Origin of the sequence: Rhizobium sp. T1470 (assembly GCF_042140505.1) — a bacterium.
GTDB classification, from domain to species: Bacteria; Pseudomonadota; Alphaproteobacteria; order Rhizobiales; family Rhizobiaceae; genus Rhizobium; species Rhizobium favelukesii.
The window spans coordinates 1,773,338-1,794,637 of sequence record NZ_CP148091.1 but is presented as its reverse complement, the minus strand read 5'-3'; the positions used below and the strand labels follow the sequence as shown (position 1 = coordinate 1,794,637).

Here is a 21,300-nt window from a genome sequence, read left to right as displayed (position 1 = left end):
CGGCTTTGAAGCCCCTACAACTTGCCCGAAGTCGGCAAGGAATTGTTCAAGCTCTAGGAGAATTTAGTTGAGCCGGCAGGTTGTCATCCTTCTGCGTCCCACCTACCGTATTGTTCCGTAAACGATTCCGGGGACGATCATGGGCGATGCATCGCGAGCCAGCAACCAGGTGCGCAGACTATCCTTCAATTTGCGCGGACTGTTGGCCGGCGTCTCAGGCGCGGCGTTGATGGCGATGTCCGCAGGAGTGATCCAGGCCGCTGACTGGCACGGATCCACAAGCAGCGACTGGACAGACGGGAGCAACTGGTCGGGAGGCATCGTCCCCGGCGCTGGTACACCCGTCAACATCAGTACGGCGGGTGCACCGGGGAACACTCCGGTTGTCTTCGGCGTGACCGGGCCGGCCAACGCAACGGTAGGGGTGATCACAGTCGGACAAGGCGGTACCGTGCCCGGCATCCTGACGATCCAGAATGGCAGCACCCTGACCAGCAATAGCACCTCCCGTCTGGGCGGTGCTGCCTTTACCACCGGAATTGCCACCGTCACCGGACCAGGATCGCAGTGGAACATCACCGGCGCCAGTTTTTATATCGGCTTTCTCGGTACGGGCATCCTCAACATTGAAAATGGCGGGCAATTCAACGCTGGCACCGTGATCCTGGGTAACAATAACGCCAACTCGTCAGGCACGCTCAACATCAGCAGCGGCGGCATCCTCCGAGCTCTATCCCTTCGGGGCGGCCCCGGCGCGAGCCAGGCCAATTTCGACGACGGCATTCTGCGCGCGACGGCCGCCAACGCGACCTTCATCAATGGATTTTCCGGCAACGAACTCAACCTGCTCGCCGGCGGGCTGACGATCGACACTGCCGGCTTTGCTGTTGGAACCGACGCAACGTCGGGCTTTTCAGGCGTCGGCGGCCTGACCGTCACCGGTGGGGGTGTCTTCAGCCTCCTGGCAAACAGCATCTATACCGGCGAGACGCAGATCGACTTCGGCAGCGGCCTCGCGCTATCCGGCGCCGGCGCCATTGCCAATTCCAGCCGGGTTGTCGCGGATGGTATCTTCAACGTTTCGGCTGCCACGACGCCGACCATCCAGAGCCTGGCCGGCAACGGCAGCGTGCTGCTCGGCGCCCAAACTCTGGCAATCACCAATGCCAACGACACCTTCGCAGGCGTCATCGGCGGCACGGGCGGACTGAACGTCTCTGGCGGCAATCAGACGCTTTCCGGCGTCAACACCTATACCGGCGCGACGACGGTGAGCGGTGGCCGGCTTGCCGTCAACGGCTCGATCACCAGCGCGCTCACGACATCGGGCAGCGGCATTCTTGGAGGCATCGGCACGATCTTCGGCGATGTGACCAATGCCGGCGTGGTGGCACCCGGCAACTCGATCGGCACGCTGACGATCGCGGGCAACTATACAGGCACTGGCGGCACGGTAGAGATCGAAACAGTCCTCGGCGGCGACGCCTCGCCGACTGACCGTCTGGTGGTGACGGGCAATACCGCAGGCACGACCAATGTCACTGTCAGCAACCTCGGTGGCGGCGGTGCACAGACGGTCGAGGGCATCAAGATCATCGATGTCGGCGGCATATCAGCCGGCAACTTCTCGCTGCTCGGCAACTATGTGTTCGAGGGTGATCAGGCCGTGGTTGGCGGCGCATATGCCTACCGCCTCTATCAGGGCGGCGTCAGCACGCCTGCCGATGGCGACTGGTATCTGCGTTCGACCGAGCTCGATGCCGCAGGCGTCGCAATCGGACCGATCTATGCGCCCGGCGTGCCGGTCTACGAGGCCTATGCCGGCGTGCTGCAAAGCCTCAACCAGTTCGGCACGCTACGCCAGCGCACCGGTGGGTGGATGCTCGACGGTGATCGATCCGCAGACCAGGACGGCAACACCGCCGCCACCGGGATCCAGACCCGCATCGGCGCTAACCGATCGCACTTCGAGCCGGAAAGCTCGACCACCGGCACCGACTATGAGGTCAGTAGTTGGATGCTGCAGGCTGGTGTCGACGGAATGCTGCGCGAAAGCGAGGCCGGTGCCCTTATCGGCGGGATCAACTTTCATATGAATACCGCTTCGGCCGACATCTCCTCGCGCTTCGGAAAGGGCGACATCGACACCACAGGCTATGGCTTCGACGGCACCTTGACCTGGTACGGCAAGAGCGGCTTCTACGTCGATACGCAGGCTGCCGTCACCTGGTACGACAGCGACCTCAAATCCTCGACGCTTCAAACTTCGCTTGGCGACGGCAATGACGGCTTCGGTTATGGCCTCAGCATCGAAGCCGGACAGAGGATCGCTCTGACGAGCCAATGGTCGCTGACGCCGCAGGCACAGCTCGCCTATTCCTCAGTGCGCTTCGACAGTTTCACCGATGCCTATGGCGCCGATGTCTCGCTTGACGACGGTGACAGCCTGACAGGCCGCCTCGGCGTCTCGGCCGATTTTGACAGCGAGTGGAAGGATGCCTCCGGAAAGACCAGTCGCTCGACGCTCTACAGCATCGCCAATCTCTATTACGACTTCCTTGACGGCTCGGATGTCGATGTCTCTGGGACCAGCCTCGTCAGCGAGAACCAGGCGCTCTGGGGCGGTCTTGGCCTGGGCGGCTCGCTCAGTTGGTCCGATGAGCGTTATGCAGCCCACGGTGAAGCCTTTGCCCGCACCAGCCTCAAAGACTTCGGCGACAGCAACACAATCGGCGCCAAGATAGGTTTCACTGTGAAGTGGTAGGTCCGGCGGCCGCGCCGCGGTTCGTCCGCTCTCCAATCGGAACTTGGCGCCCGCATCCGGCTTAGACAGCTCCATACGATGTCTCAGACGGAGCTTGGCAAGAAATCCGGCGTCTCCTTCCAACGGATCCAGAAACATGAGATCGGATCCAATCGCGTGTCCCCGAGGAGGCTTCAAAAGATTGCCGACGCGCTCGGCGTCACACCGGCAACCCTGTTCCGGGCAGGACACCAGCGCGAACGATGGCGTTCCCGGCGGCGTGAAGGATCTTGAGGCGTTCATAGCCTCGGCGGGGCAAAGAGCTGAATGATGCCTTCCAGCGGATTGACACCCGAATTCGGAAGTCCGTCGTTACTTTCGTGAAATCGCTCGCTGGCGCCTGTTGACTCCGATCGTCGTTCGTCACCTCAGTATTTTAGAGAAATCCAGAAAGCTGCCATGTGTCGTATCGCTGCCATCGCCATCGTCTCCATTTGCACCACTGCGGCTGTCGGTGCGGATTTCAAACGCTACGAGAACGGTCGTTTCGGTTACGAGATCGACCTGCCTGCGGACTTCAGGACCATGCCTACGCCAGAGAACGGGGACGGCATCGGCCTCGAAAGCGTGGACGGGACAGGGAAGTTATCGGTGCGGGGAAGCTACGTGACTGAAGGCGGCTTCGCACAGGAAAGCGACCTGCGACGGAAGTTCGAATCCGACGACGGCTGGAAGTTCACCTACGAGAAACGCAGCGCGTCCTGGGCGAGCTACTCCGGGGTCAAAGGCGACCGCATCATCTACATGCGGCAGATTGCGCTCTGCGACGATGCAATGGGCAGCTTCACACTAGAGTACCCGGCCTCCAAGCAGCAGCGCTACGGACCGCTCGTCGACCGGATGGTGAAGACCCTGAAGGCTCCGAAGAATTGTAACTGACCTTACGAGGCGGACATCATGTGCGCGTCGTGGCGGGCTGCGCGCCAGACGGCTGTGGTATCTCTCCTTGAAGCATGATTTTCGGCTGCCCAAGGATCGCGGCGACAACCCGATCGGTCTTCAACGCCTCCCATTCTTCCGGAAGGTGAAGATTGAGATCGAGCGACCGACCTAACTTCCTTTCGATGCGCTCGATGGTTTCCCCAAGTTCGAACGCGTCTATATGTCCGACAACCATCAGATCGACGTCGCTGTCGGCGCCGTCGGTTCCGCGCGCGATCGAGCCGAATACGAATGCCAGGCTGATCCGATCGCGGAATGGGGCAAGTTCTTCGGCTATCGTTTCTCCCATTCCGAAAGTCTTGATGCAGATCGAGCGAAGTTCCGCAAAGACCGGGTGTTCCGTGTTTATCGAGTAAAGGCGCTGGTTACCCCGCGCCGTCTTGACGACGAGTCCCGACGACTCGAACTGGTCGAGAGCTCGTTTCCCAGCCCCGTATCCTGGTCCACCGATTGTAACAAGCTCGTTCGAGCCGTACTGCCGCCGTGGATTGACCAACAGAGCCGCCAGCATCTTCTGTTGCCGTCGCGAGAGAAGGAAATCTACCAGGGACATGGATGCACCCATCATTGGTTCGAACACACCAATATTTGGTGCGGCACGATGATTCGAGTCGGCGCGTTGCTGGAACGTCGTTCGCTCCTTTCTAGGAGCGATCGAACTCCCTCCCTGCGGCGCGAAGCTCCTCGATCCTCACCCCTTCGCAGACCAGCAGCTTGTCAAACAGGCGACGCTCGAAATACCGTCGCCCAGCGAGCTGTTCTGGTTCCCTGCCGGAGCGCGTAAAGGCGGTGAAGTCCATGAACTCATCGACCGCCGCAATGAACTCTACCACCTCAAGTTCGGCCTCGAGTTCGAGCATGCAATGGCGATGGAAGACGTCGTATCCGTTGGGACCTTTGACATTATACTTGATCGCCTTTGCCACGGTGTTTCGCGCTGCCACCCGTACGCCCACGGCGACGTTCGCCAGGCGATCCCAGATGAAGACGTCATCTCCAGGCCGTGCGAACATCGCTACCTTACTTGCCGCGGATGTCCGGTGGCCATCCTGCAACGCCTTCCCGTCCTTCGAGTTCTCGAGCGCCTTGGGAAGGGATCTCGCAAGGGCCTGAATTCCCGAAGTCGGCGTCCAGTCTTTGTCGTCGTGAAGACCGTTTACTTGGATAGCAACGGTTTCGAACCGCCACGGGGCACGATGGATCTGATACGTCGGGAAGAATTCCTTAACATCGTCGATAGTCGCGCTGCCTTTCGAGAAGGTCTCGATCCAACGTTGATCCGAAGGCTTCTTCTGGTTCCGCTCGATCGCGCGGCCCCAATAGCAGGATTCGGAAAGCGCGCGTTGGATATGGAATCTCTTCTCTGCACGGAGGCGGCAAGCGAGGTCTTGCAGGGTCAAAATCGAGCTCCGTCGTGAAAAAGAGTGGTCATGGTCGCGGTGGGTGAGACGACGAATATCAGACGCCCAGCCGGCGTCAGCAAGCCATTGAACTGGGACGTCGTCCATCCTCGCGGAAACGCATCATGATGGCACCACGCGAACACGATACCTGGTCGTAGCAGGGCGGGCGATCGCGTTCCGAGCTGGACACGACAGGTTTGGTCCGAGAACCGCAAACTAGCTACGCTGCTAGAGAGAGCCTCCCTTGACGCACGAGATCCGCCGCCATGGCCAGCAGTCTGTCACGGTCCCGCGTCAGGGATGACCTGCACTTGTCCCACTCTTCACGAAGGATTCGATCGATCTCGCGGGAGATGTCGGGCGATGGACGGAAGGATTCGGTAATTCTGTCCAGATCGGCGTACAGGCGCGGCACCGGCCCCATGCCGTAGCTCGCCACCATTCGCATTGCGATCGAGGTGGCGAGATCGAGGTCCGAGCCACGGCTTCCAGCCCCTCCCGTCGACCGACCTCCCATGCCCACCTGTTCCGCAACCGCGCCAGCCAAGGCGATCCGGATCTGAGCTCGAAGGAAATCCTCGGTCTGTAGGAACGAATCCTTCATGTCGAAGTGCGCCTTCCCGCCCGACTGCCTGGCTGGATCGTCCAATATCGTGTCGGTCACCGAGACGATGACGGATTCTACGAAGCCGGAATCTAGGGCAATCAACGCATGACCGCACTCGTGCAAGGCAACGCGCCGAAGAACGTCGGCGGGTAGTTTCAGCCGTTGGGGCATGCTCCGCTCGACGTCCACGATCTCGACTGCGCGTCCTTCGGCTCGCGCGCGTCGTTTGGCGACGCGGGCCAGCCATTCAAGATCGGCAGGACTGTATCGCTCGAGGAGATCGGTGAGTGGACGAACCTCTTGTAAACAGGGCCCCGATAGATGGTACGAGAGGATTTCCGCACGTTCGTCGGGCGTCGGGATCTCCAGCCTGATGTGACGCTCGAACCGCCCGGATCGCAAAACCGCCCGGTCTATATCGTCGGGACGGTTCGTCGCGCCGAGAAGTATCACGCCGGGCCACTTCGAGGCGCTCCCGGTCAGCTCGAGGAACAAGTTGACGACCTGCGTTTCATAGAAAGCGTGCTGACTTTGGTGTTGCCGATTGCCGATGCTGTCGAGCTCGTCCAGGAACAGCACGGCCGGGGCGTTTGAACGTGCCTCTTCGAACGAGGCGCGCATGGCCTTCAGCATGTCGCCCAGATATCCGCCGCCGGACGACTGCCACTGCCCAGGGGACGTTGCGACGAGTGCGACTTGAAGTTCGGCCGCAAGGGCTCCCGCCAGAAAGGACTTCCCTACTCCCGGTGGACCCGTCAAGAGCGCTGCCCTGTCCACCTGAGACCACTCCAGCGCTCCGTTTCTCCACGACGCGACGTCGGCCGCAAGTTCCGCCGCCCAAGGTTTCGCATTTGCATAGCCCGGCAACTCACTGAGGCGCGGTTGCACTTCCGCAATTGAATCCTGCATGGCGGAGGATTCGAACGCATTGTCCCCGAGCACCTGTCGGCAAAGAAGTGCGTCAATTACATCCCAATCCTGGCGGACGAGTTTTTCTGCCTCCCCGAGTTCGACCTTGGACCGACCAGCCAGCTTCCTGATCGCCATCACGTGCCGCGCTGAGGGCTTCTCGACGACAAACATGGCATCGGCGGCAAGTCGCATCGTCTTGGAAATGGCCCGCGGACTATCCGCTACGACAATCGTCTGTGCGAAGCCTCTCAGCACGTCCATGTCGATCTTTTTCCTTGAACCGGTCTCCACCGTGATGACTTGATGGCGGGTCAATTCGGGACGGAAAAACGCTTTGGCCTGCCCCGACAGAAGCAGTTGGCCGGCCCGTTCAAAACGCCCGATCCACTGCTTGTCAACAATTGCGATCAGGGTGCCCGCGTTGTTTCCTCGAAACTGCGGCGTATTTCGAAACGCGCGCCGAAGTAGGAAATAAGCGAGCAGGACGCCGGGACGTTTTCGCACTTCCTTAAACGCGGCTGCAGTCATTCTGTGCTGCATGACCTCAGCCCCTCTTTTCGCCCAGTCGATACCACTTGTTCCGAGTGCGGACGAAGTGCTCGTCATCGCCACGGAAGTATCCGAACACCTCGCTCGTAACGATCACGTGCCCGTCTGGAAAAGACGGATGTCCCTCAACGATACCCTGGAGGCAAGGCACCTGCCGGGCGGAGTGACGCCAGTTGTCAAGGAAGGGCTCCGCCATAAGATCCGGCGGGCGCACGAGACCGGCTTCAAGACGCTTCAAATCGGTGACAAGCCGGTGCAGTCGAGAGACCTGCTCATAAGTCTGGAACTCCATGATTCGCGTGCCTCCACAAAAATTGCGACGAAATGCGCAAAGGATTCGGTACTCGTTTTGGGAATCAAATTCTCTTTATGTAACCTATAGACCCAAAATGGGAACCGGCGTCAACAATTGTTGACGTCGGATTTTGCTCGCCCACAGATCCGTGCTTATGAATCCTTATGCACCCTGTACCGCCGCCCCTTCTTCGGATTGCACGTGAGTTTCTTGGCCTCAGCCAGGACGACGTCGCGGGAGTTCTCGGCATATCTCGCAAGACGATCGCCAAGATGGAGCGCGACAAAGGTGTCGTCGTCCACTACGTTTCGACGGTGCAGAGGTTTTACGAGGATCAGGGCATTAAGTTCGTCGCGCCAAGTGGCGACGAAGGTTGGGGTGTGTTCAATGCCAACACGAAGGACGATTTCAAAACCCTGAACAGACTCGGAAATGTTCCATCATCAGAGTCGAACGATCATTCCCCTTCCTCGAATGACTCATAGCCTTGCAGTGTCGCGTGCGACGACGAACGCTCAGTTAGAACCTCTGCCCTTCGCTGCGTCGTAAATACCGAGGGTTCTCTTGCGGGGTAAGCTGTTGAACTTCGGTCACTCGATTTTTCCGCGTTTGGAAAGGCAACGATGTTCTTTCAATTTTTCTTAATCTCAGGCACAGTTCATTTTGTTTGCTTGAAGAGCGAGAACTGAACAGGCTTAACCAGTCAGTTAAGACGGTCTCCAAACCCAACACAGCTTCTGTAAAAGAGGAACCCAGGACTCGGGGAAAATCGACAGAAGTCACCTCGGCGACGACCCGCCGCGATGCATGATGGCGCAAGAACCGGAAATAGCCAATTGTTACCTAGGCTGTAGCAAATCTAGTGTAGCGCCGTCCAACCGGACACTCCGCAATTTGACGGATCTTGAAGGAACCGAACATAGGTTCAGATAGCGCCTGCCGTTACAGCTCCAAGCCCGTCCAAAGGACGGGACCAACGACCTTCGGTCGAAGTTGACGGGCTGTCGCCCGACATTCTTATGCGAATGACAGCAAGTCGGTCCTCGACCTGCTATTTGGATAAGCGCTCGTCCCGACTTGCATTCGCATGCAAACGGTATCCGCCTAGTCGGCGGATGAGTGAGCATAAAGTGCTTGTCTCGAGCGTTATACACTGGATAGAGGTGTTCACGTGTTCAGTTCGTAGAAAACCCTCTCGAACAAACAACAAAGCCAGCTAGTCCGGAGACCAACTGGCTTTGAAAGATCAGGCACCATCATGTGATAGGCCCTTGAAATATCTCGGAATGACAGGATTTGAACCTGCGACCCCTTGACCCCCAGTCAAGTGCGCTACCAGGCTGCGCTACATTCCGTCACCTTGCAGTACCCGCAGATCTGAACACAATCGCCTATCCCGTATAACGAACCAGCGACCCCTTGACCCCCAGTCAAGTGCGCTACCGGGCTGCGCTACGCCCCGACCTGCCGAAACGGCCTGATCCTGTTAGTATTTTGGGATTTGGGGCGCAAGAGGAAATCGACAGGAGAGAATAAAAAAGGAACGACGAGGGGAAAAGCGCGCTTCGGCCGCTAAGGGTTCCGCTGCGTTCCGGGAGGCAATGCATCTCACAACAACTCGCGTCAGCGAACGCCATTCGCTTGTCGGGACGCAGTGGCTTTGCGATGGGCCAAGTGAGCCACAAATTTCTGAGACGCAACGGACTCTTGGAATCCCGGCTCGCGCCTCATATCGATATACGTCGAAATACGGGCTTGCGTTAGCAACCACTTAAGGCGAATTGTCCCGGGGACATACCATGCAATTCGGCGATGCTCTTGGGGGACGACATGAAGAAAATCGTGATTGCCGGCATATTGATGCTCAGTTCTTGCGCAGGCTTCACTCAGCGAGACCAAACGATCCCGTACACGCTCTCCATGGGCGAGATTTCTGCCGTTCAGAATGGAATTCGAAGGTTCCTTAAAGATCCCGCCAGTGCGACGTTCGGACGCATGATGGCAGCACAGAGACAACCAGGCATCGTCTATGTTTGCGGCATAGTAAACTCGAAGAACAAAGCTGGGGCCTTTACTGGCGGTGAGCCCTTCGCTGGCGTTTTGAAAAACACGATTGCGGCCGGGAGATCCGCCTTTTCGTTCACCCTGACCGCCCAGGGCAACGCACAAACAAACCTCAACGACATGTGCCGGCAGAACGGCGTCGTCAGCTGAGGCTCGTCCTTCGAGTGCCTCCTGACCGCATCAATCCAGCTAGCCTAGCTCTTTGTAGCTCACATTTCTGCTCGATATCGATAACTGTGGCGCAATGCCTCGTTTATGGTTGCCTGGATCGCTTGCTTTGTTTCTGCTCTATTGGGCAGACCCGCCAAAGGCGAATCGTTGCCAAGATGAGAAATCCGACCATGAAAATGCTACGGACAACAGCAATTGCGATTCTCAGTTCAGCATGTGCAAGTGCAGCACAACCGCCAACGACGACAAGCGATTTTGGCTCCCAGACACTGGCTCTCATTAATTCTTATAGGACGAGCCGCGGCCTATCTCCCCTCGCCGCAAATGGCACTTTGAAAGCCTTGGCTCGCCAACACAGCCGGTACCAAGCAACACGGAGAGCCATCAACCATGATGGCTTTCGCCAGAGATCGGCTCAAGCCAGAGCTGCGGGGCTCAGCGTGGTGTGTTCAGAAAATGTCGGCGTCGGGTATACGACTCCGCAGCAGCTTTTTGCTGGCTGGAGGAGGTCCCCGGGTCACAACACGAACTTGCTTCGACCCAACCTGCGATACGCGGGAGTAGCTGTGATCGGAGGCTACTCGACTTTCTTTGCTTGCCAGTAGCACGTCACATGTCGCTGTTGGCCAGTAACTCAAAAATGCTTGCTCGATCCGCGCTACGCGAATAAGAGACCTGCAAAACGCGAGACTTTGGATAAGAACATGCAGATCGAGATCCCCTGCCCGAAATGCAGGAACACACGAATGAAATTCGAGCGTCCCGAGCCGCTCGACACCGATATCCTCATCTGCTTCACCTGCGGGCATGAATTGGGGACGCTGGGCTCGGCCAAGGCAAAAATGCTTGCCGCCTACGAGCGCATGAAGAAGCAAGCGCAGCAACAACGCAAGCACTAGCCCGCGCTATTTGGCGAGCGCAACGCGGCCGTCGGGGCTGGTGTCAACACGCCAGCCCCGGTAGTCGGGGATCGAAAAATGCGGCGTCGCGAACGGCGTCGTATGCGTTTCGGTAATGACCGTCACATCTGCGCCCGCCGCTTCGCCCGCGAGGATTCCGGCAACGGCATCCTCGAACACCAGGCATTTCGTCGGATCGACTCCGAGGCGCTTGGCACCCAGCAGGTAGCATTCCGGGCTAGGCTTTCCAGCCGCCACTTCTTCGCCGCTCACCATCGCGACCGGCGTCGGAATTCCCGCCGCCGCCATGCGGCTTCTGGCGAGTTCGATCGGTGCCGAGGTTACGATCGCCCACTTCGCCTGCGGAATGCTGTTTAGGAAATCAATCGCTCCCGGGATCGGGACGATGCCTTCGACATCCTCCATCTCCTCTTTCAACAATTCCCTCGCCTCATGTTGAGGATCGACGCCCGGCAGCGCCAGCTGGCGAATGACATCGCTGGCGCGAATGCCGTGAATCGTCTTGAGGAAAACCTCCGGCTCCAGTCCATGGCGCACTGCCCACTCGCTCCAGACCCGTTCAACCACGGCAATGGAATTCAAGAGCGTGCCGTCCATATCGAAGAGGAAGGCGTCATAAAGTTTGCCGGGAACGGAATGAGACGCAGTCACGAGGGCTTCCTTAGTAAGTTGTATCGAATTCCGCATCGGCAGCCGATGGCGTCTTCTCCGATCGAATGAAGGAACGGTGCTTCCCTAGATCACCCGAAGGCGAACACGTTGGTCAGCGAACCTGGTCCAGCAAGCGTTTGCACTCCAGGAGATCGTAGAGTGCTTCCTGCAGCAGAGCCCGATCCTCCTTGCCGACGCTCGACTTGCCGATCGAAATCTCGGGAGATTCTTCGTCGCCACCGCCGAAATTGAAGAAGCGGCGGGTGATCGGCGGTTTCGCGCGCCCGACCACCTGATCCTCGTCGGACATTCCGACCCGCGGTTCGGCGGTGTTGGCGTCATCCTGCGGGCCGCCCGTCAGCGCCTGGACACTGGCAAGGTCGCCATGTCCTATCGAGATGACGAACTTGTTGCCATTGGTCTTCAGAAGCTTCTGCACGCCCTTGATCGTGTAGCCGTGATCATAGAGCAGGTGGCGAATGCCCTTCAGGAGATCGATATCCTCGGGCCTGTAATAGCGGCGGCCACCGCCGCGCTTCATCGGCTTGATCTGAGGAAATCGCGTTTCCCAGAAGCGTAGGACATGCTGTGGAAGGTCTAGGTCATCCGCCACCTCGCTGATGGTGCGGAAAGCATCGGGGCTCTTATCCAACATCCTTACTCCCTACGCGGTCTCGGGGCGTGCCGCGCGTCTCTTCGGCTGATAGGACGCAGCTGTATCTCACGAACGCCAGAACCGAGCCGCGACTCATCATATTTCAACGGTTTGACGCCGTGAATTCAAGTCACGTCTTGAATACCGCACAGATCGTTCAGGGAAGATTATAGTTGTTGTCGCCGAACGAGAGAACGATTCTCTCTTTTGGGTCCGATCAGGAGGCCGGATTGGCGGTTTTCTGCTTGGTCTTGCGCAGGGTGTGCGCCTTGAGAATCCGCATCTTCAAGACATTGGACGCCTTGAAGGTCATGACGCGTCGGGGAGAGATCGGTACTTCCTCGCCCGTCTTGGGGTTACGTCCGATGCGCTCGTTCTTGTCTCGCACCTGGAAGGTCGCAAAGGACGAGAGCTTGACGGTCTCGCCGCGGACAATCGCGTTACAAATCTCGTCGATGACAGTTTCCACGAGCTCGGCAGATTCGGTTCTCGAAAGACCGACCTTGCGAAAAACCGATTCCGCCAAGTCTGCTCGCGTCACTGTCTTTCCGGTCATGGTTTCCCCGCCCATTTGCCAATTATATTATGAAAGCGAACAAAGAGTATTTGTCTTGCGCCTCACGGTCAAGCTCTTGTTCGTCGGTAGTTTTTTGGATTTTCGGGTTACCAGCGCAGGAGTGCTGCGCCCCAGGTGAAGCCGCCGCCCATCGCCTCCAGCATCACCAGATCGCCTTCCTTGATCCGGCCATCGCCGGCTGCCGTTGCCAGCGCGAGCGGAATCGAGGCGGCAGACGTGTTGCCGTGAAGATCAACCGTAATGACTACTTTCTCAGGAGAGATATGCAACTTCTTGGCGGAGCCATCAATGATACGCCGATTGGCCTGATGCGGCACCAGCCAGTCGAGATCATCCGCAGTCGTCCCGGTTGCGTCGAAGCCAGCCTGAATGACATCGGTGATCATACCGACGGCATATTTGAAGACTTCCCGGCCTTCCATACGCAGCTTGCCGACCGTGCCCGTCGTCGAGGGGCCACCGTCCACATAGAGCTTGTCCTTGTGGGAGCCATCGGAGCGCAGATGCGCCGTCAATACGCCGCGATCGGCAGTCGTGCCCTCGCCTTCCGCGGCTTCGAGCACAATCGCGCCTGCACCGTCACCGAAGAGTACGCATGTTGTGCGATCGTTCCAGTCGAGGATGCGCGAGAAAGTCTCGGCGCCAATCACCAGCACGCGCTTGGCAAGACCGCCGCGGATATAGGCGTCGGCCGTCGTCACAGCATAGACGAAGCCCGTGCAAACCGCCTGCACGTCGAAGGCAAAGCCATGGCTCATGCCGAGGCGATTCTGAATATTGACGGCAGTCGCCGGAAAGGTGTTATCCGGCGTCGAGGTGGCACAGATGATGAGGTCGATATCGGCCGGCGTCAGTCCGGCCCTGTCGAGCGCAGCACGCGCTGCCGCTTCGCCGAGCGACGATGTCGTCTCGCCCTCGCCGGCAATGTAGCGCTGGCGAATGCCCGTGCGCTGGACAATCCATTCGTCAGATGTGTCCACGACATCTTCCATGTCGCGGTTGGTCATAACGCGTTTCGGAAGTGCGGCTCCGAACCCGCGAACAACTGAACGGATCATATTGCTTAAACCCCGTCGCTCATGCGGCTTCCGGCCCGATCGGGGGCTGCCGCTTGGCATGATATTTTTGAAGATCGTTTTCTATTTTCTGATTGAGGCCATTCTTGGCCATGTCATAGCCGACCTCGATGGCAGCAGCGATGCCTTCGGCGTTAGCGCCACCATGGCTCTTGATGACAACGCCGTTGAGGCCCAGGAAGACACCGCCGTTCACACGGCTCGGATCCATCTTTTCGCGCAGCATGTCGAACGCGCCTTTCGCGAAGAAGTAGCCGATCCTGGCAAGCAGCGTGCGCGACATTGCAGCGCGCAGATATTCGCCGATCTGGCGCGCCGTACCTTCGGCCGCCTTCAACGCAATATTGCCGGAGAAGCCTTCGGTCACGACGACATCGACGGTCCCCTTGCCGAGATCGTTTCCTTCGACGAAGCCATAGTACTCGAGCGAGTCGATGTTCGCCTCGCGGAGCAGGCGCCCCGCTTCCTTCACCTCTTCCTGCCCCTTGATCTCTTCGACACCGACGTTCAGCAAGCCGATCGTCGGACGTTCGATCTCAAACAGTGCGCGTGCCATTGCCCCACCCATGAGGGCGAAATCCATCAACTGCTGTGAATCCGCCCCGATCGTCGCGCCGACATCAAGCACGATGCTCTCGCCCTTCAGCGTCGGCCAGATAGCGGCGATCGCCGGCCGCTCGATATTGGCCATCGTCCGCAAACAGAACTTGGCCATCGCCATGAGGGCGCCGGTGTTGCCAGCAGATATGGCAACGTCGGCTTCCTTCGTCTTCACCGCTTCGATCGTCCGCCACATGGTGGAGACATAGCGACCGCGGCGAAGCGCCTGGCTCGGCTTCTCATCCATGCGGACGGCGAGTTCGCAATCGTGGAAAACGCTCTTTTCCTTGAGCTTCGGAAACCTGTCGAGAACCGGCTCGCACTGTTCCTTCAAACCATACATCACGAAGCAAATATCGGGATGTCTTTCCAGTGCCTTGGCAGCGCCGGGGATGACAACCTGGGGACCAAAGTCGCCACCCATGAGGTCGATAGAAATTCTGATCACGCGTCCCTGATCCTTATTTTTCGCCTCCGGCGGGCGAAATTTCGGCCAAAATACCGGTTTTCCCGTCGCTTACAACTGAATTGTGTCAAATCCCCAACGGGGTTCAGTCCTTTTTCCAATCCTTCAACACGGCGAAGGCGGACGGCTTTTTATCGATCTCTGCGGTGTCTTCTGTGTGACCGCCGAACTCCACACCGGGCTTGCGCGGATAGGGATCGATCGCAAGCGCTGCAAATTCCGTGACCACCTCACCTGCGTCGATCGTATCGCCGGTAAAGCTTTCAGGAAGGTCCGGACCGTCGGGATCGAGCACCATTTCGCCCGCATCGTTGGCTGGTCGGCGTGCAAGCTTCGAATTTTCAGGCACGAAGATCTGCTCGAAGGTCTCGTCGATCGCGGATGGGACCGGATCGAGGGTGACGACGCAGGATTGGACAATATTTGCTTGAACTCTGCCCTTCAGACGGATGCCGTCGCGCTTCCACCGAGCGATCTGGAGTTCGGCTTTGAGGCTGTCGACCGAGAGGACATTCCAACGCTCAGCGAGCGCCGCCAACTCCCGCTTATCGGCCTCCAGATGCACCTCGACAGGATTGGCCGATATATGACCGACATTTACGAGGTAGGAGAATGGCACGTCATCTCTCTTGTTCTTCATCGTCTTCTCCTCAGGCAACCTTCGGGAGCGTCGCCGAGCCGGTCGCGATGACGTCTTCCGACTGAGACAAAAGATAATCCTCAGCCGCAAACATCCAGCTCGCGAGACCGCCCATATCGACCGGCTCATTCGCCTTGGGATGAATGTTCCGAACGAGTGCGGTAGCAAGCCCTTCGGCATCCTTGATGTCCATCGCCTTGGAGTAGGCCTCAAGACGGCCATAGAACATGCCGGCCAGCTTCTTCATGCGCTTCGGAACGGTGTTGTCGCCGATCCCCAGTTCCCGGATGGAGTAGTCGATATCCTCGAAGAAGGCGTCGACGATTTCCTGCGCGATTTCCTGACCGCTTGTCCCGGACGTTCGCGTGCGTCGGAAGAAGAGGATCATCACCGCCGAAAGCATTTCGAAGCGCCCCATGACCGTATCCGGGACATTCAAGCGCTCGTAGAGTTCGGGCATCCGCGCCGCCGACGTTAATGCCTTATATTGCCGATCAACGATTGCCTGATTGTTGTTTTTCTTGCCAAAGAGCCCGAAGATCATCGTTTTTTCCGGAAAGACCTCATTCTTGACGCCAAGCGGCGTCCGGCCTTGTTGCATGATTTCGAAAGCTGGTTTACCGAAGCAGGCGCGAATTGCAATGCCGAAGGTGGCCACTTTCGGGACAGCACCCCATCTGTCCGCACGAGCCAACGGGAGGTCTGACCCCGGAATGGCCACAATGGTTTTGCATCAGCGATCTGAGGCCGGTGGCTGCTATTCATAATTTTAGGGAGTAGATGTCGTTGACGAAACGGTATTTCAAGTCTGACAAAAAATTCCTCAGCAATGCCGCCATTGCCATCATGATCGCCTCCGCCGGACTTTCGGGCTGCCAGACAGGAACCGTGCTTAATGGCGGGTATGTCGCCGACGAGCAATCGTTGAACCTTGTCCCGGAAGGATCGAGCCGCGAGCAGGTTCTCCTATCCCTGGGCACGCCGTCAACGACGGCGACGTTCGATGGTGAAGTCTTCTATTACATCTCACAGCGCCGCGAGCGCTCCATGGCCTTCCAGAAACTGAAGGTCGTCGACCAGAGCGTTCTGGCGATCTATTTCGACAAGGACGGCATCGTTACGCGTCGCGCGAACTACACCCTCAAGGACGGCAAGGTTTTCGATACGATTACCCGCGTCACCCCGACAGGCGGAAAGGACTTCACCTTCCTGCAGCAGCTTCTGTCTGGCGGCAGTGCCGCGAACGCTGCCAAGGGCCTCTTCGGGGGCGGCACCTCTCAGCCGGCCTCGCCGCAGAACCCGGCCAGCTTGCGCTAACGCGGGTAGAATTCTCAAAGAAAAACCCGCCGTCTGGTGTGAGACGGCGGGTTTTTAGTGTTCGCGGTTAGCCTCAGGCCAGAACGGCAAGAAGAAGAAGCGCGACGATGTTGGTGATCTTGATCGCCGGATTGACGGCCGGACCGGCCGTGTCCTTGTAGGGGTCGCCGACAGTGTCGCCAGTCACCGAGGCCTTGTGCGCATCTGATCCCTTCATGTGGCGAACGCCGTCCTTGTCGACGAAGCCGTCCTCGAAGGATTTCTTGGCGTTATCCCAGGCGCCGCCGCCCGATGTCATCGAGATGGCGACGAAGAGACCGTTGATGATCACGCCGAGCAAGGATGCGCCCAGCGCCGCAAAGGCCGAAGCCTTCGATCCGGAGATGGCAAGAACGCCGAAGTACACGACGATCGGCGCCAACACCGGCAGCAAGGACGGTATGATCATTTCGCGAATGGCTGCCTTCGTCAGCAAGTCGACGGCCCTGCCATAGTCCGGCCGCTCCGTCCCCTGCATGATGCCCGGCTTCTCCTTGAACTGGCGGCGAACCTCCTCGACGATCGCGCCAGCCGCACGACCGACGGCAGTCATGGCAATGCCGCCGAAGAGATACGGAATCAGACCACCAAAGATCAGCCCCGCCACTACGTAGGGATTCGAGAGGTCGAACGAGATCTCACCAATTCCCGCAAAGTAAGGGTACTTGTCCCCGTTCGCCGCGAAATATTTGAGATCGTACGAATAGGCAGCAAAGAGCACGAGTGCTCCGAGGCCCGCCGAGCCAATCGCGTACCCTTTGGTGACCGCCTTCGTCGTGTTTCCCACGGCATCAAGCGCGTCGGTCGACTTGCGAACTTCAGGCGGCAGATGGGACATCTCGGCAATACCACCGGCATTGTCCGTTACTGGACCGAAGGCATCCAGAGCAACGATCATGCCGGCAATGCCGAGCATCGCGGTAACCGCAATGCCGGTACCGAAAAGACCACCCAACTGATAGGTGGCAAGGATGCCGCCGATGATGACAATGGCCGGCAACGCCGTCGACTCGAGCGAAACTGCCAGCCCCTGGATGACGTTGGTTCCATGACCGGTCACCGACGCCTGGGCGATCGAGTTGACCGGGCGCTTGTTGGTGCCTGTATAGTACTCGGTAATGACGACGATCAGCGCTGTCACGATCAGACCGACGATACCGCAGAGAAACAGGTGTGTGCCGGTGATGTCACGGCCTTCGACGGTTCCGACGCTTCCCCACCCGATGGTCAGGGACGTCGCAGCGCCGAGACCGACGATTGACAGCAGGCCGGTCACGACCAGGCCCTTATATAGGGCGCCCATAATCGACCCGTTGCTGCCGAGCTTGACGAAGAAGGTGCCTATGATCGAGGTGATGATGCAGGCGCCGCAGATGGCAAGCGGATAGACCATTGCCGATTGCAGGATAGGCGCGCCGGCGAAGAAGATCGCTGCGAGAACCATCGTTGCAACGACGGATACGGCGTAAGTTTCGAAGAGGTCCGCAGCCATGCCTGCGCAATCGCCAACGTTGTCGCCGACGTTATCAGCGATCGTGGCAGGGTTGCGCGGATCGTCTTCCGGGATGCCCGCTTCAACCTTGCCGACAAGGTCGCCGCCGACGTCGGCGCCCTTGGTGAAGATGCCGCCGCCCAGACGGGCGAAGATCGAAATCAGCGACGCACCGAAACCAAGCGCGACGAGTGAATCGATGACCTCGCGGGAGCTTCCCTCGTGCCCAAGAATGACGGTCAGGACGTAGTAGTAGACGGACACGCCGAGCAAGGCGAGACCAGCGACCAGAAGCCCGGTGATCGCGCCCGACTTGAACGCGATCTCAAGTCCCGCCGACAAGCTTTGAGACGCTGCCTGGGCCGTGCGCACGTTGGCGCGCACCGAGACGTGCATGCCGATGAAGCCCGCGGCGCCCGAAAGAACCGCGCCAATGAGGAAGCCGATTGCAGCGATGCCGGAGAGCAGCAGCCAGGCTGCAATGAAAACGACGATGCCGACGATTGCGATAGTCTTATACTGGCGCGTCAGGTAGGCCTGCGCACCTTCACGAATATAGCCTGCAATTTCCTGCATGCGCTTGTTGCCCTGATCGGCGGCAAGCACCGACCGGGTCGCCCAGATGGCATAGACCACCGAGAGCAGACCGCATGCTATTACCCATAAAAGAATGCTCATTTCGCTCTTTCCTCCAAAAGAGCCGGAGTTCACTCCCTCTCCGGCTGCGAATACGCCGACTCGATTTCCTCCCACAGAAATGCTGCAACGCCGCGAGGAGATTGCGTGGAGGAAAACGGCGCGTCAAGCCCGCAAACGCCAAAAGCCCTTGCAGCACAATGGGAACCGGGAGTTTCTGGAGGTCGGGGCCACGGCCCCGGCAGAACGCTACTTCTTGGCTTCGCCGCGAACCTGCTTCGCGATGCGGTCAAGCACCGCATTAACGAGCTTCGGCTCATCCTCGCTAAAGAAGGCCTGGGCGATCTCGACGTATTCCGTCACGATGACCGCAACGGGAACATCCTTGCGATCGAGGATCTCGAACACGCCGGCACGCAGGATCGCGCGAACCGTGCTATCGAGACGCGACAGAGCCCAGTCGTCTTGAAGGGCGGACGCGATCAGCGGATCGAGTCGACGCTGTTCTCGCACGACACCGGAGACGATGGAGCGGAACCAGGAGGGGTCGGCCTTCAGATAGGTCTCGCCGTCGAGTTCCTGGCCGAGGCGATGCGCCTCATACTCGGCGACGATTTCCAGGACGCCGGTGCCGCCAATATCCATCTGGTAGAGCGCCTGAACGGCAGCCAGGCGCGCAGCGCCTCGCTGGTTCGCGGTCTTGACGGGACGCTCCGAGTTTTCGTTGCTCATTCGTTATGCACCCAATCTCTTCTTCAGCTCGATCATCGTGAGAGCTGCGCGGGCGGCAAAACCGCCCTTGTCCTTGTCCGAACGGCGGGCACGGGCCCATGCCTGATCGTCATTTTCCACCGTCAGAATACCATTGCCAATGGCAATGGACTCGCTCACTGCCAGATCCATCAGCGCACGCGAGGATTCATTCGACACGATGTCGAAATGATACGTCTCGCCACGGATAACAATGCCAAGGGCGACGTACCCGTCGTACTGCGTACCGTCATTATCTGCTCCGTCGAGCGCCATGGCAATCGCCGCCGGAATTTCGAGAGCGCCGGGAACGGTGACTACCTCATAGGTCGCGCCGGCCTCTTTCAACGCGAAAGTCGCGCCTTCAAGCAAGGCATCGGCCATGTCGTCGTAGAAGCGTGCTTCAACGATCAGAATGTGGGGAGCGGTTTCTCGCGCCATGCTTCACCTTGGGTAGCTAGAGGACTTCGCCATTCGGCAGGCCGCGGTCAAAACACGCCACGACCCGAATGGCAAGCAAATTCCGAACATGGATTGGATGCGAAATCTTGGAATCACGGCAAGGGCGTGGCGGACAATCCTCGCATCGCGTTGCCGCGACAGCTTCCCGGCGCCTCGAAGATGGCAAATGAAGGGCGAACCGCATGAACAATTTGTAACTAAATCCCAGATACTTATCAGTTGAAGGCGGATCATCCCGACACCAATTTCACCTGTGTAACGCTGACGATCCACTGCCGACAACCGATCGTCAGAGCAGATGAAAGGATACTCCCATGAATCGCGTTGCCGCCATCGCCTCCGCAGTCGCCACTCTCGCCTTCGCAGACGCCGACCGTGCGGAAAGCCTCGATATGAATACCCCGTCGGGCATCGAATTAACGCTGCGCAGCTTTAGAGGCGGCAATCTCGATGTTCGGCAGGTGTACGATCACGGCGGCTCGGGAAATATCGGTGACCCCAAGTCGTTTGCCGCACGCAGCCTGAACGACATCCAAATGATCCGCGCCGGCATTGCCGTCAACAAGCCACTTGTGCATCAACTCAACGCCAGAGGCGTCTTGTTGGGAAACATCGTCAATGCCGACCAGGCCGCCGATGGCGGTATCACCGTCTACTATCGATAAAAGCAAGGGCGGCAGCGGAAGGCTGTCGCCCGATATTATGCTTTGCGGTTGTATTTTCCCACAGGATGGTGCCTCCTCCCCGGAAACAGGAGGAGCAAATGCCCAGCATATCGAAGCCAGTGATCAACGTCGCCGATGTGAAGCTTGAGCACTGGAAGCAAGGAGATCTGTACGAGAGCGCAGATGTCTCGTTCGGGTCGCTTCTCGGCCTCGCCGGTCTTGGCATAAGCTACAATGAAGTGCCGCCCGGCAAATCGAGCTGTCCGTTCCACAACCATCATGTGGAGGATGAACTGTTCTTCGTTATTGAAGGCACCGGCGAGTATCGCTTCGGTCCTGACCGCTATCCAATCCGGAAGGGCGACACGCTTGGTGCTCCAGCCGGAGGACAAGAGACCGCCCACCAGATCATCAACACAGGTTCGACGCCTCTCATTTACATCGGCATCTCGACAATGGCGAAGACCGAGATTGTCGAATATCCGGATTCCGGCAAATTTCTTGCCAAGACCAATCGCGACGGAGCGCAAACGAACCGCTTTCGCTTCATCGGCAGCGAAAGCAGCAACCTGGATTATTGGGATGGGGAACCCGGTGCATGACGCCCA

At 58.6% G+C, this 21,300-nt stretch carries 24 protein-coding genes and 1 tRNA gene; 10 read left to right on the top strand and 15 right to left on the bottom strand.

Translation table 11 applies throughout. The features are described 5' to 3' along the window. Nucleotides 1–139: 139 nt before the first annotated feature. From WGT02_RS08960 to WGT02_RS08950, 3 genes are all read left to right on the top strand, one after another. Nucleotides 140–2,764 carry an autotransporter outer membrane beta-barrel domain-containing protein gene (locus WGT02_RS08960; RefSeq protein ID WP_225039614.1) on the top strand — a complete coding sequence of 875 codons (2,625 nt, stop codon included), beginning with the start codon at nt 140–142 and terminating at the stop codon, nt 2,762–2,764. Between the two features lie 78 nt (nt 2,765–2,842). After that, nucleotides 2,843–3,037, top strand: a complete 195-nt coding sequence (locus WGT02_RS08955; protein WP_208248241.1) for a helix-turn-helix transcriptional regulator — start codon at nt 2,843–2,845, stop codon at nt 3,035–3,037. Between the two features lie 165 nt (nt 3,038–3,202). Further along, the gene (locus WGT02_RS08950) at nt 3,203–3,682 is read left to right on the top strand and encodes a hypothetical protein (protein WP_208248243.1); all 480 of its coding nucleotides are present in this window, start codon (nt 3,203–3,205) and stop codon (nt 3,680–3,682) included. Nucleotides 3,683–3,698: 16 nt separating this feature from the next. On the opposite strand, the gene WGT02_RS08945 is transcribed toward WGT02_RS08950, so the two are convergent. From WGT02_RS08945 to WGT02_RS08930, 4 genes are all read right to left on the bottom strand, one after another. Next, nucleotides 3,699–4,298 (bottom strand): nucleotidyltransferase domain-containing protein, encoded by a 600-nt coding sequence (locus WGT02_RS08945; protein ID WP_208248245.1) that lies wholly within the window; start codon nt 4,296–4,298, stop codon nt 3,699–3,701. Between the two features lie 91 nt (nt 4,299–4,389). Beyond that, complete coding sequence (locus WGT02_RS08940) at nt 4,390–5,145, bottom strand: hypothetical protein (protein ID WP_130749183.1); 756 nt, start codon at nt 5,143–5,145, stop codon at nt 4,390–4,392. Between the two features lie 223 nt (nt 5,146–5,368). Continuing rightward, on the bottom strand, nt 5,369–7,207 hold the full coding sequence (locus tag WGT02_RS08935; protein WP_225039612.1) for an AAA family ATPase: 1,839 nt from the start codon (nt 7,205–7,207) through the stop codon (nt 5,369–5,371). A gap of 4 nt (nt 7,208–7,211) precedes the next feature. Then, nucleotides 7,212–7,508 carry a hypothetical protein gene (locus WGT02_RS08930; protein WP_208248249.1) on the bottom strand — a complete coding sequence of 99 codons (297 nt, stop codon included), beginning with the start codon at nt 7,506–7,508 and terminating at the stop codon, nt 7,212–7,214. A 167-nt stretch (nt 7,509–7,675) separates the two neighbouring features. Between WGT02_RS08930 and WGT02_RS08925 the strand changes: the two genes are divergently transcribed. Further along, nucleotides 7,676–7,996: a helix-turn-helix transcriptional regulator gene (locus WGT02_RS08925; RefSeq protein WP_208248251.1), complete on the top strand. Its 321-nt coding sequence runs from the start codon at nt 7,676–7,678 to the stop codon at nt 7,994–7,996. 796 nt (nt 7,997–8,792) lie between these two features. Here the strand turns inward: WGT02_RS08925 and WGT02_RS08920 are convergent. Beyond that, nucleotides 8,793–8,866 (bottom strand) — tRNA-Pro (locus tag WGT02_RS08920). Between the two features lie 475 nt (nt 8,867–9,341). Here WGT02_RS08920 and WGT02_RS08915 point away from each other — a divergent pair. The 3 genes from WGT02_RS08915 (at nt 9,342) to WGT02_RS08905 (ending at nt 10,645) form a co-directional block, all read left to right on the top strand. Continuing rightward, nucleotides 9,342–9,725, top strand: a complete 384-nt coding sequence (locus WGT02_RS08915; RefSeq protein ID WP_029710222.1) for a hypothetical protein — start codon at nt 9,342–9,344, stop codon at nt 9,723–9,725. A 176-nt stretch (nt 9,726–9,901) separates the two neighbouring features. Then, nucleotides 9,902–10,351 carry a CAP domain-containing protein gene (locus WGT02_RS08910; RefSeq protein WP_318246546.1) on the top strand — a complete coding sequence of 150 codons (450 nt, stop codon included), beginning with the start codon at nt 9,902–9,904 and terminating at the stop codon, nt 10,349–10,351. Between the two features lie 99 nt (nt 10,352–10,450). Continuing rightward, nucleotides 10,451–10,645, top strand: a complete 195-nt coding sequence (locus WGT02_RS08905; RefSeq protein WP_208250596.1) for a hypothetical protein — start codon at nt 10,451–10,453, stop codon at nt 10,643–10,645. A gap of 6 nt (nt 10,646–10,651) precedes the next feature. Here the strand turns inward: WGT02_RS08905 and WGT02_RS08900 are convergent, their stop codons facing one another. The 7 genes from WGT02_RS08900 to WGT02_RS08870 form a co-directional block, all read right to left on the bottom strand. Beyond that, on the bottom strand, nt 10,652–11,317 hold the full coding sequence (locus WGT02_RS08900) for an HAD family hydrolase (protein WP_318246545.1): 666 nt from the start codon (nt 11,315–11,317) through the stop codon (nt 10,652–10,654). Nucleotides 11,318–11,429: 112 nt separating this feature from the next. Then, nucleotides 11,430–11,972: a MerR family transcriptional regulator gene (locus WGT02_RS08895; RefSeq protein WP_024316596.1), complete on the bottom strand. Its 543-nt coding sequence runs from the start codon at nt 11,970–11,972 to the stop codon at nt 11,430–11,432. Nucleotides 11,973–12,189: 217 nt separating this feature from the next. Further along, nucleotides 12,190–12,528: an integration host factor subunit alpha gene (locus tag WGT02_RS08890; RefSeq protein ID WP_024316597.1), complete on the bottom strand. Its 339-nt coding sequence runs from the start codon at nt 12,526–12,528 to the stop codon at nt 12,190–12,192. Nucleotides 12,529–12,635: 107 nt separating this feature from the next. Beyond that, entirely contained in the window at nt 12,636–13,607 is a 972-nt protein-coding gene (locus tag WGT02_RS08885; RefSeq protein WP_024316598.1) for a beta-ketoacyl-ACP synthase III, read from the bottom strand. Between the two features lie 19 nt (nt 13,608–13,626). Next, nucleotides 13,627–14,673, bottom strand: a complete 1,047-nt coding sequence (plsX, locus tag WGT02_RS08880) for a phosphate acyltransferase PlsX (protein ID WP_024316599.1) — start codon at nt 14,671–14,673, stop codon at nt 13,627–13,629. A gap of 103 nt (nt 14,674–14,776) precedes the next feature. Further along, a complete protein-coding gene (locus WGT02_RS08875; protein WP_208248253.1) occupies nt 14,777–15,331 on the bottom strand; it encodes a DUF177 domain-containing protein in 555 nt (184 codons plus the stop codon). 10 nt (nt 15,332–15,341) lie between these two features. Then, nucleotides 15,342–15,932, bottom strand: coding sequence for a ubiquinol-cytochrome C chaperone family protein (locus WGT02_RS08870; protein ID WP_208250469.1), 591 nt, complete (start codon nt 15,930–15,932; stop codon nt 15,342–15,344). Between the two features lie 179 nt (nt 15,933–16,111). Here WGT02_RS08870 and WGT02_RS08865 point away from each other — a divergent pair, with 179 nt between their 5' ends. Next, a complete protein-coding gene (locus tag WGT02_RS08865) occupies nt 16,112–16,648 on the top strand; it encodes an outer membrane protein assembly factor BamE (RefSeq protein ID WP_024316602.1) in 537 nt (178 codons plus the stop codon). Between the two features lie 73 nt (nt 16,649–16,721). On the opposite strand, the gene WGT02_RS08860 is transcribed toward WGT02_RS08865, so the two are convergent. From WGT02_RS08860 to WGT02_RS08850, 3 genes are all read right to left on the bottom strand, one after another. Beyond that, the gene (locus WGT02_RS08860; protein ID WP_024316603.1) at nt 16,722–18,857 is read right to left on the bottom strand and encodes a sodium-translocating pyrophosphatase; all 2,136 of its coding nucleotides are present in this window, start codon (nt 18,855–18,857) and stop codon (nt 16,722–16,724) included. Between the two features lie 207 nt (nt 18,858–19,064). Next, a complete protein-coding gene (gene nusB / locus WGT02_RS08855) occupies nt 19,065–19,547 on the bottom strand; it encodes a transcription antitermination factor NusB (protein WP_024316604.1) in 483 nt (160 codons plus the stop codon). Between the two features lie 3 nt (nt 19,548–19,550). Continuing rightward, on the bottom strand, nt 19,551–20,006 hold the full coding sequence (locus tag WGT02_RS08850) for a 6,7-dimethyl-8-ribityllumazine synthase (RefSeq protein WP_208248255.1): 456 nt from the start codon (nt 20,004–20,006) through the stop codon (nt 19,551–19,553). A gap of 335 nt (nt 20,007–20,341) precedes the next feature. Here WGT02_RS08850 and WGT02_RS08845 point away from each other — a divergent pair, with 335 nt between their 5' ends. Both WGT02_RS08845 and WGT02_RS08840 read left to right on the top strand, forming a co-directional pair. Further along, nucleotides 20,342–20,692, top strand: a complete 351-nt coding sequence (locus WGT02_RS08845; RefSeq protein WP_208248257.1) for a hypothetical protein — start codon at nt 20,342–20,344, stop codon at nt 20,690–20,692. Between the two features lie 98 nt (nt 20,693–20,790). Further along, a complete protein-coding gene (locus WGT02_RS08840) occupies nt 20,791–21,294 on the top strand; it encodes a cupin domain-containing protein (protein WP_024316607.1) in 504 nt (167 codons plus the stop codon). Nucleotides 21,295–21,300 lie beyond the last annotated feature (6 nt).

Coding starts and splice junctions, on each gene's coding strand:
- WGT02_RS08925 (WP_208248251.1), top strand. CDS start 7,676: ATGCACCCTGTACCGCCGCCCCTTCTTCGGATTGCACGTGAGTTTCTT.
- WGT02_RS08845 (WP_208248257.1), top strand. CDS start 20,342: ATGAATCGCGTTGCCGCCATCGCCTCCGCAGTCGCCACTCTCGCCTTC.
- WGT02_RS08840 (WP_024316607.1), top strand. CDS start 20,791: ATGCCCAGCATATCGAAGCCAGTGATCAACGTCGCCGATGTGAAGCTT.
- WGT02_RS08950 (WP_208248243.1), top strand. CDS start 3,203: ATGTGTCGTATCGCTGCCATCGCCATCGTCTCCATTTGCACCACTGCG.
- WGT02_RS08865 (WP_024316602.1), top strand. CDS start 16,112: ATGTCGTTGACGAAACGGTATTTCAAGTCTGACAAAAAATTCCTCAGC.
- WGT02_RS08895 (WP_024316596.1), bottom strand. CDS start 11,972: ATGTTGGATAAGAGCCCCGATGCTTTCCGCACCATCAGCGAGGTGGCG.
- WGT02_RS08915 (WP_029710222.1), top strand. CDS start 9,342: ATGAAGAAAATCGTGATTGCCGGCATATTGATGCTCAGTTCTTGCGCA.
- WGT02_RS08870 (WP_208250469.1), bottom strand. CDS start 15,932: ATGCAACAAGGCCGGACGCCGCTTGGCGTCAAGAATGAGGTCTTTCCG.
- WGT02_RS08890 (WP_024316597.1), bottom strand. CDS start 12,528: ATGACCGGAAAGACAGTGACGCGAGCAGACTTGGCGGAATCGGTTTTT.
- WGT02_RS08860 (WP_024316603.1), bottom strand. CDS start 18,857: ATGAGCATTCTTTTATGGGTAATAGCATGCGGTCTGCTCTCGGTGGTC.
- WGT02_RS08955 (WP_208248241.1), top strand. CDS start 2,843: ATGTCTCAGACGGAGCTTGGCAAGAAATCCGGCGTCTCCTTCCAACGG.
- WGT02_RS08850 (WP_208248255.1), bottom strand. CDS start 20,006: ATGGCGCGAGAAACCGCTCCCCACATTCTGATCGTTGAAGCACGCTTC.
- WGT02_RS08945 (WP_208248245.1), bottom strand. CDS start 4,298: ATGTCCCTGGTAGATTTCCTTCTCTCGCGACGGCAACAGAAGATGCTG.
- WGT02_RS08960 (WP_225039614.1), top strand. CDS start 140: ATGGGCGATGCATCGCGAGCCAGCAACCAGGTGCGCAGACTATCCTTC.
- WGT02_RS08935 (WP_225039612.1), bottom strand. CDS start 7,207: ATGCAGCACAGAATGACTGCAGCCGCGTTTAAGGAAGTGCGAAAACGT.
- WGT02_RS08930 (WP_208248249.1), bottom strand. CDS start 7,508: ATGGAGTTCCAGACTTATGAGCAGGTCTCTCGACTGCACCGGCTTGTC.
- WGT02_RS08910 (WP_318246546.1), top strand. CDS start 9,902: ATGAGAAATCCGACCATGAAAATGCTACGGACAACAGCAATTGCGATT.
- nusB (WP_024316604.1), bottom strand. CDS start 19,547: ATGAGCAACGAAAACTCGGAGCGTCCCGTCAAGACCGCGAACCAGCGA.
- WGT02_RS08885 (WP_024316598.1), bottom strand. CDS start 13,607: ATGATCCGTTCAGTTGTTCGCGGGTTCGGAGCCGCACTTCCGAAACGC.
- WGT02_RS08905 (WP_208250596.1), top strand. CDS start 10,451: ATGCAGATCGAGATCCCCTGCCCGAAATGCAGGAACACACGAATGAAA.
- WGT02_RS08875 (WP_208248253.1), bottom strand. CDS start 15,331: ATGAAGAACAAGAGAGATGACGTGCCATTCTCCTACCTCGTAAATGTC.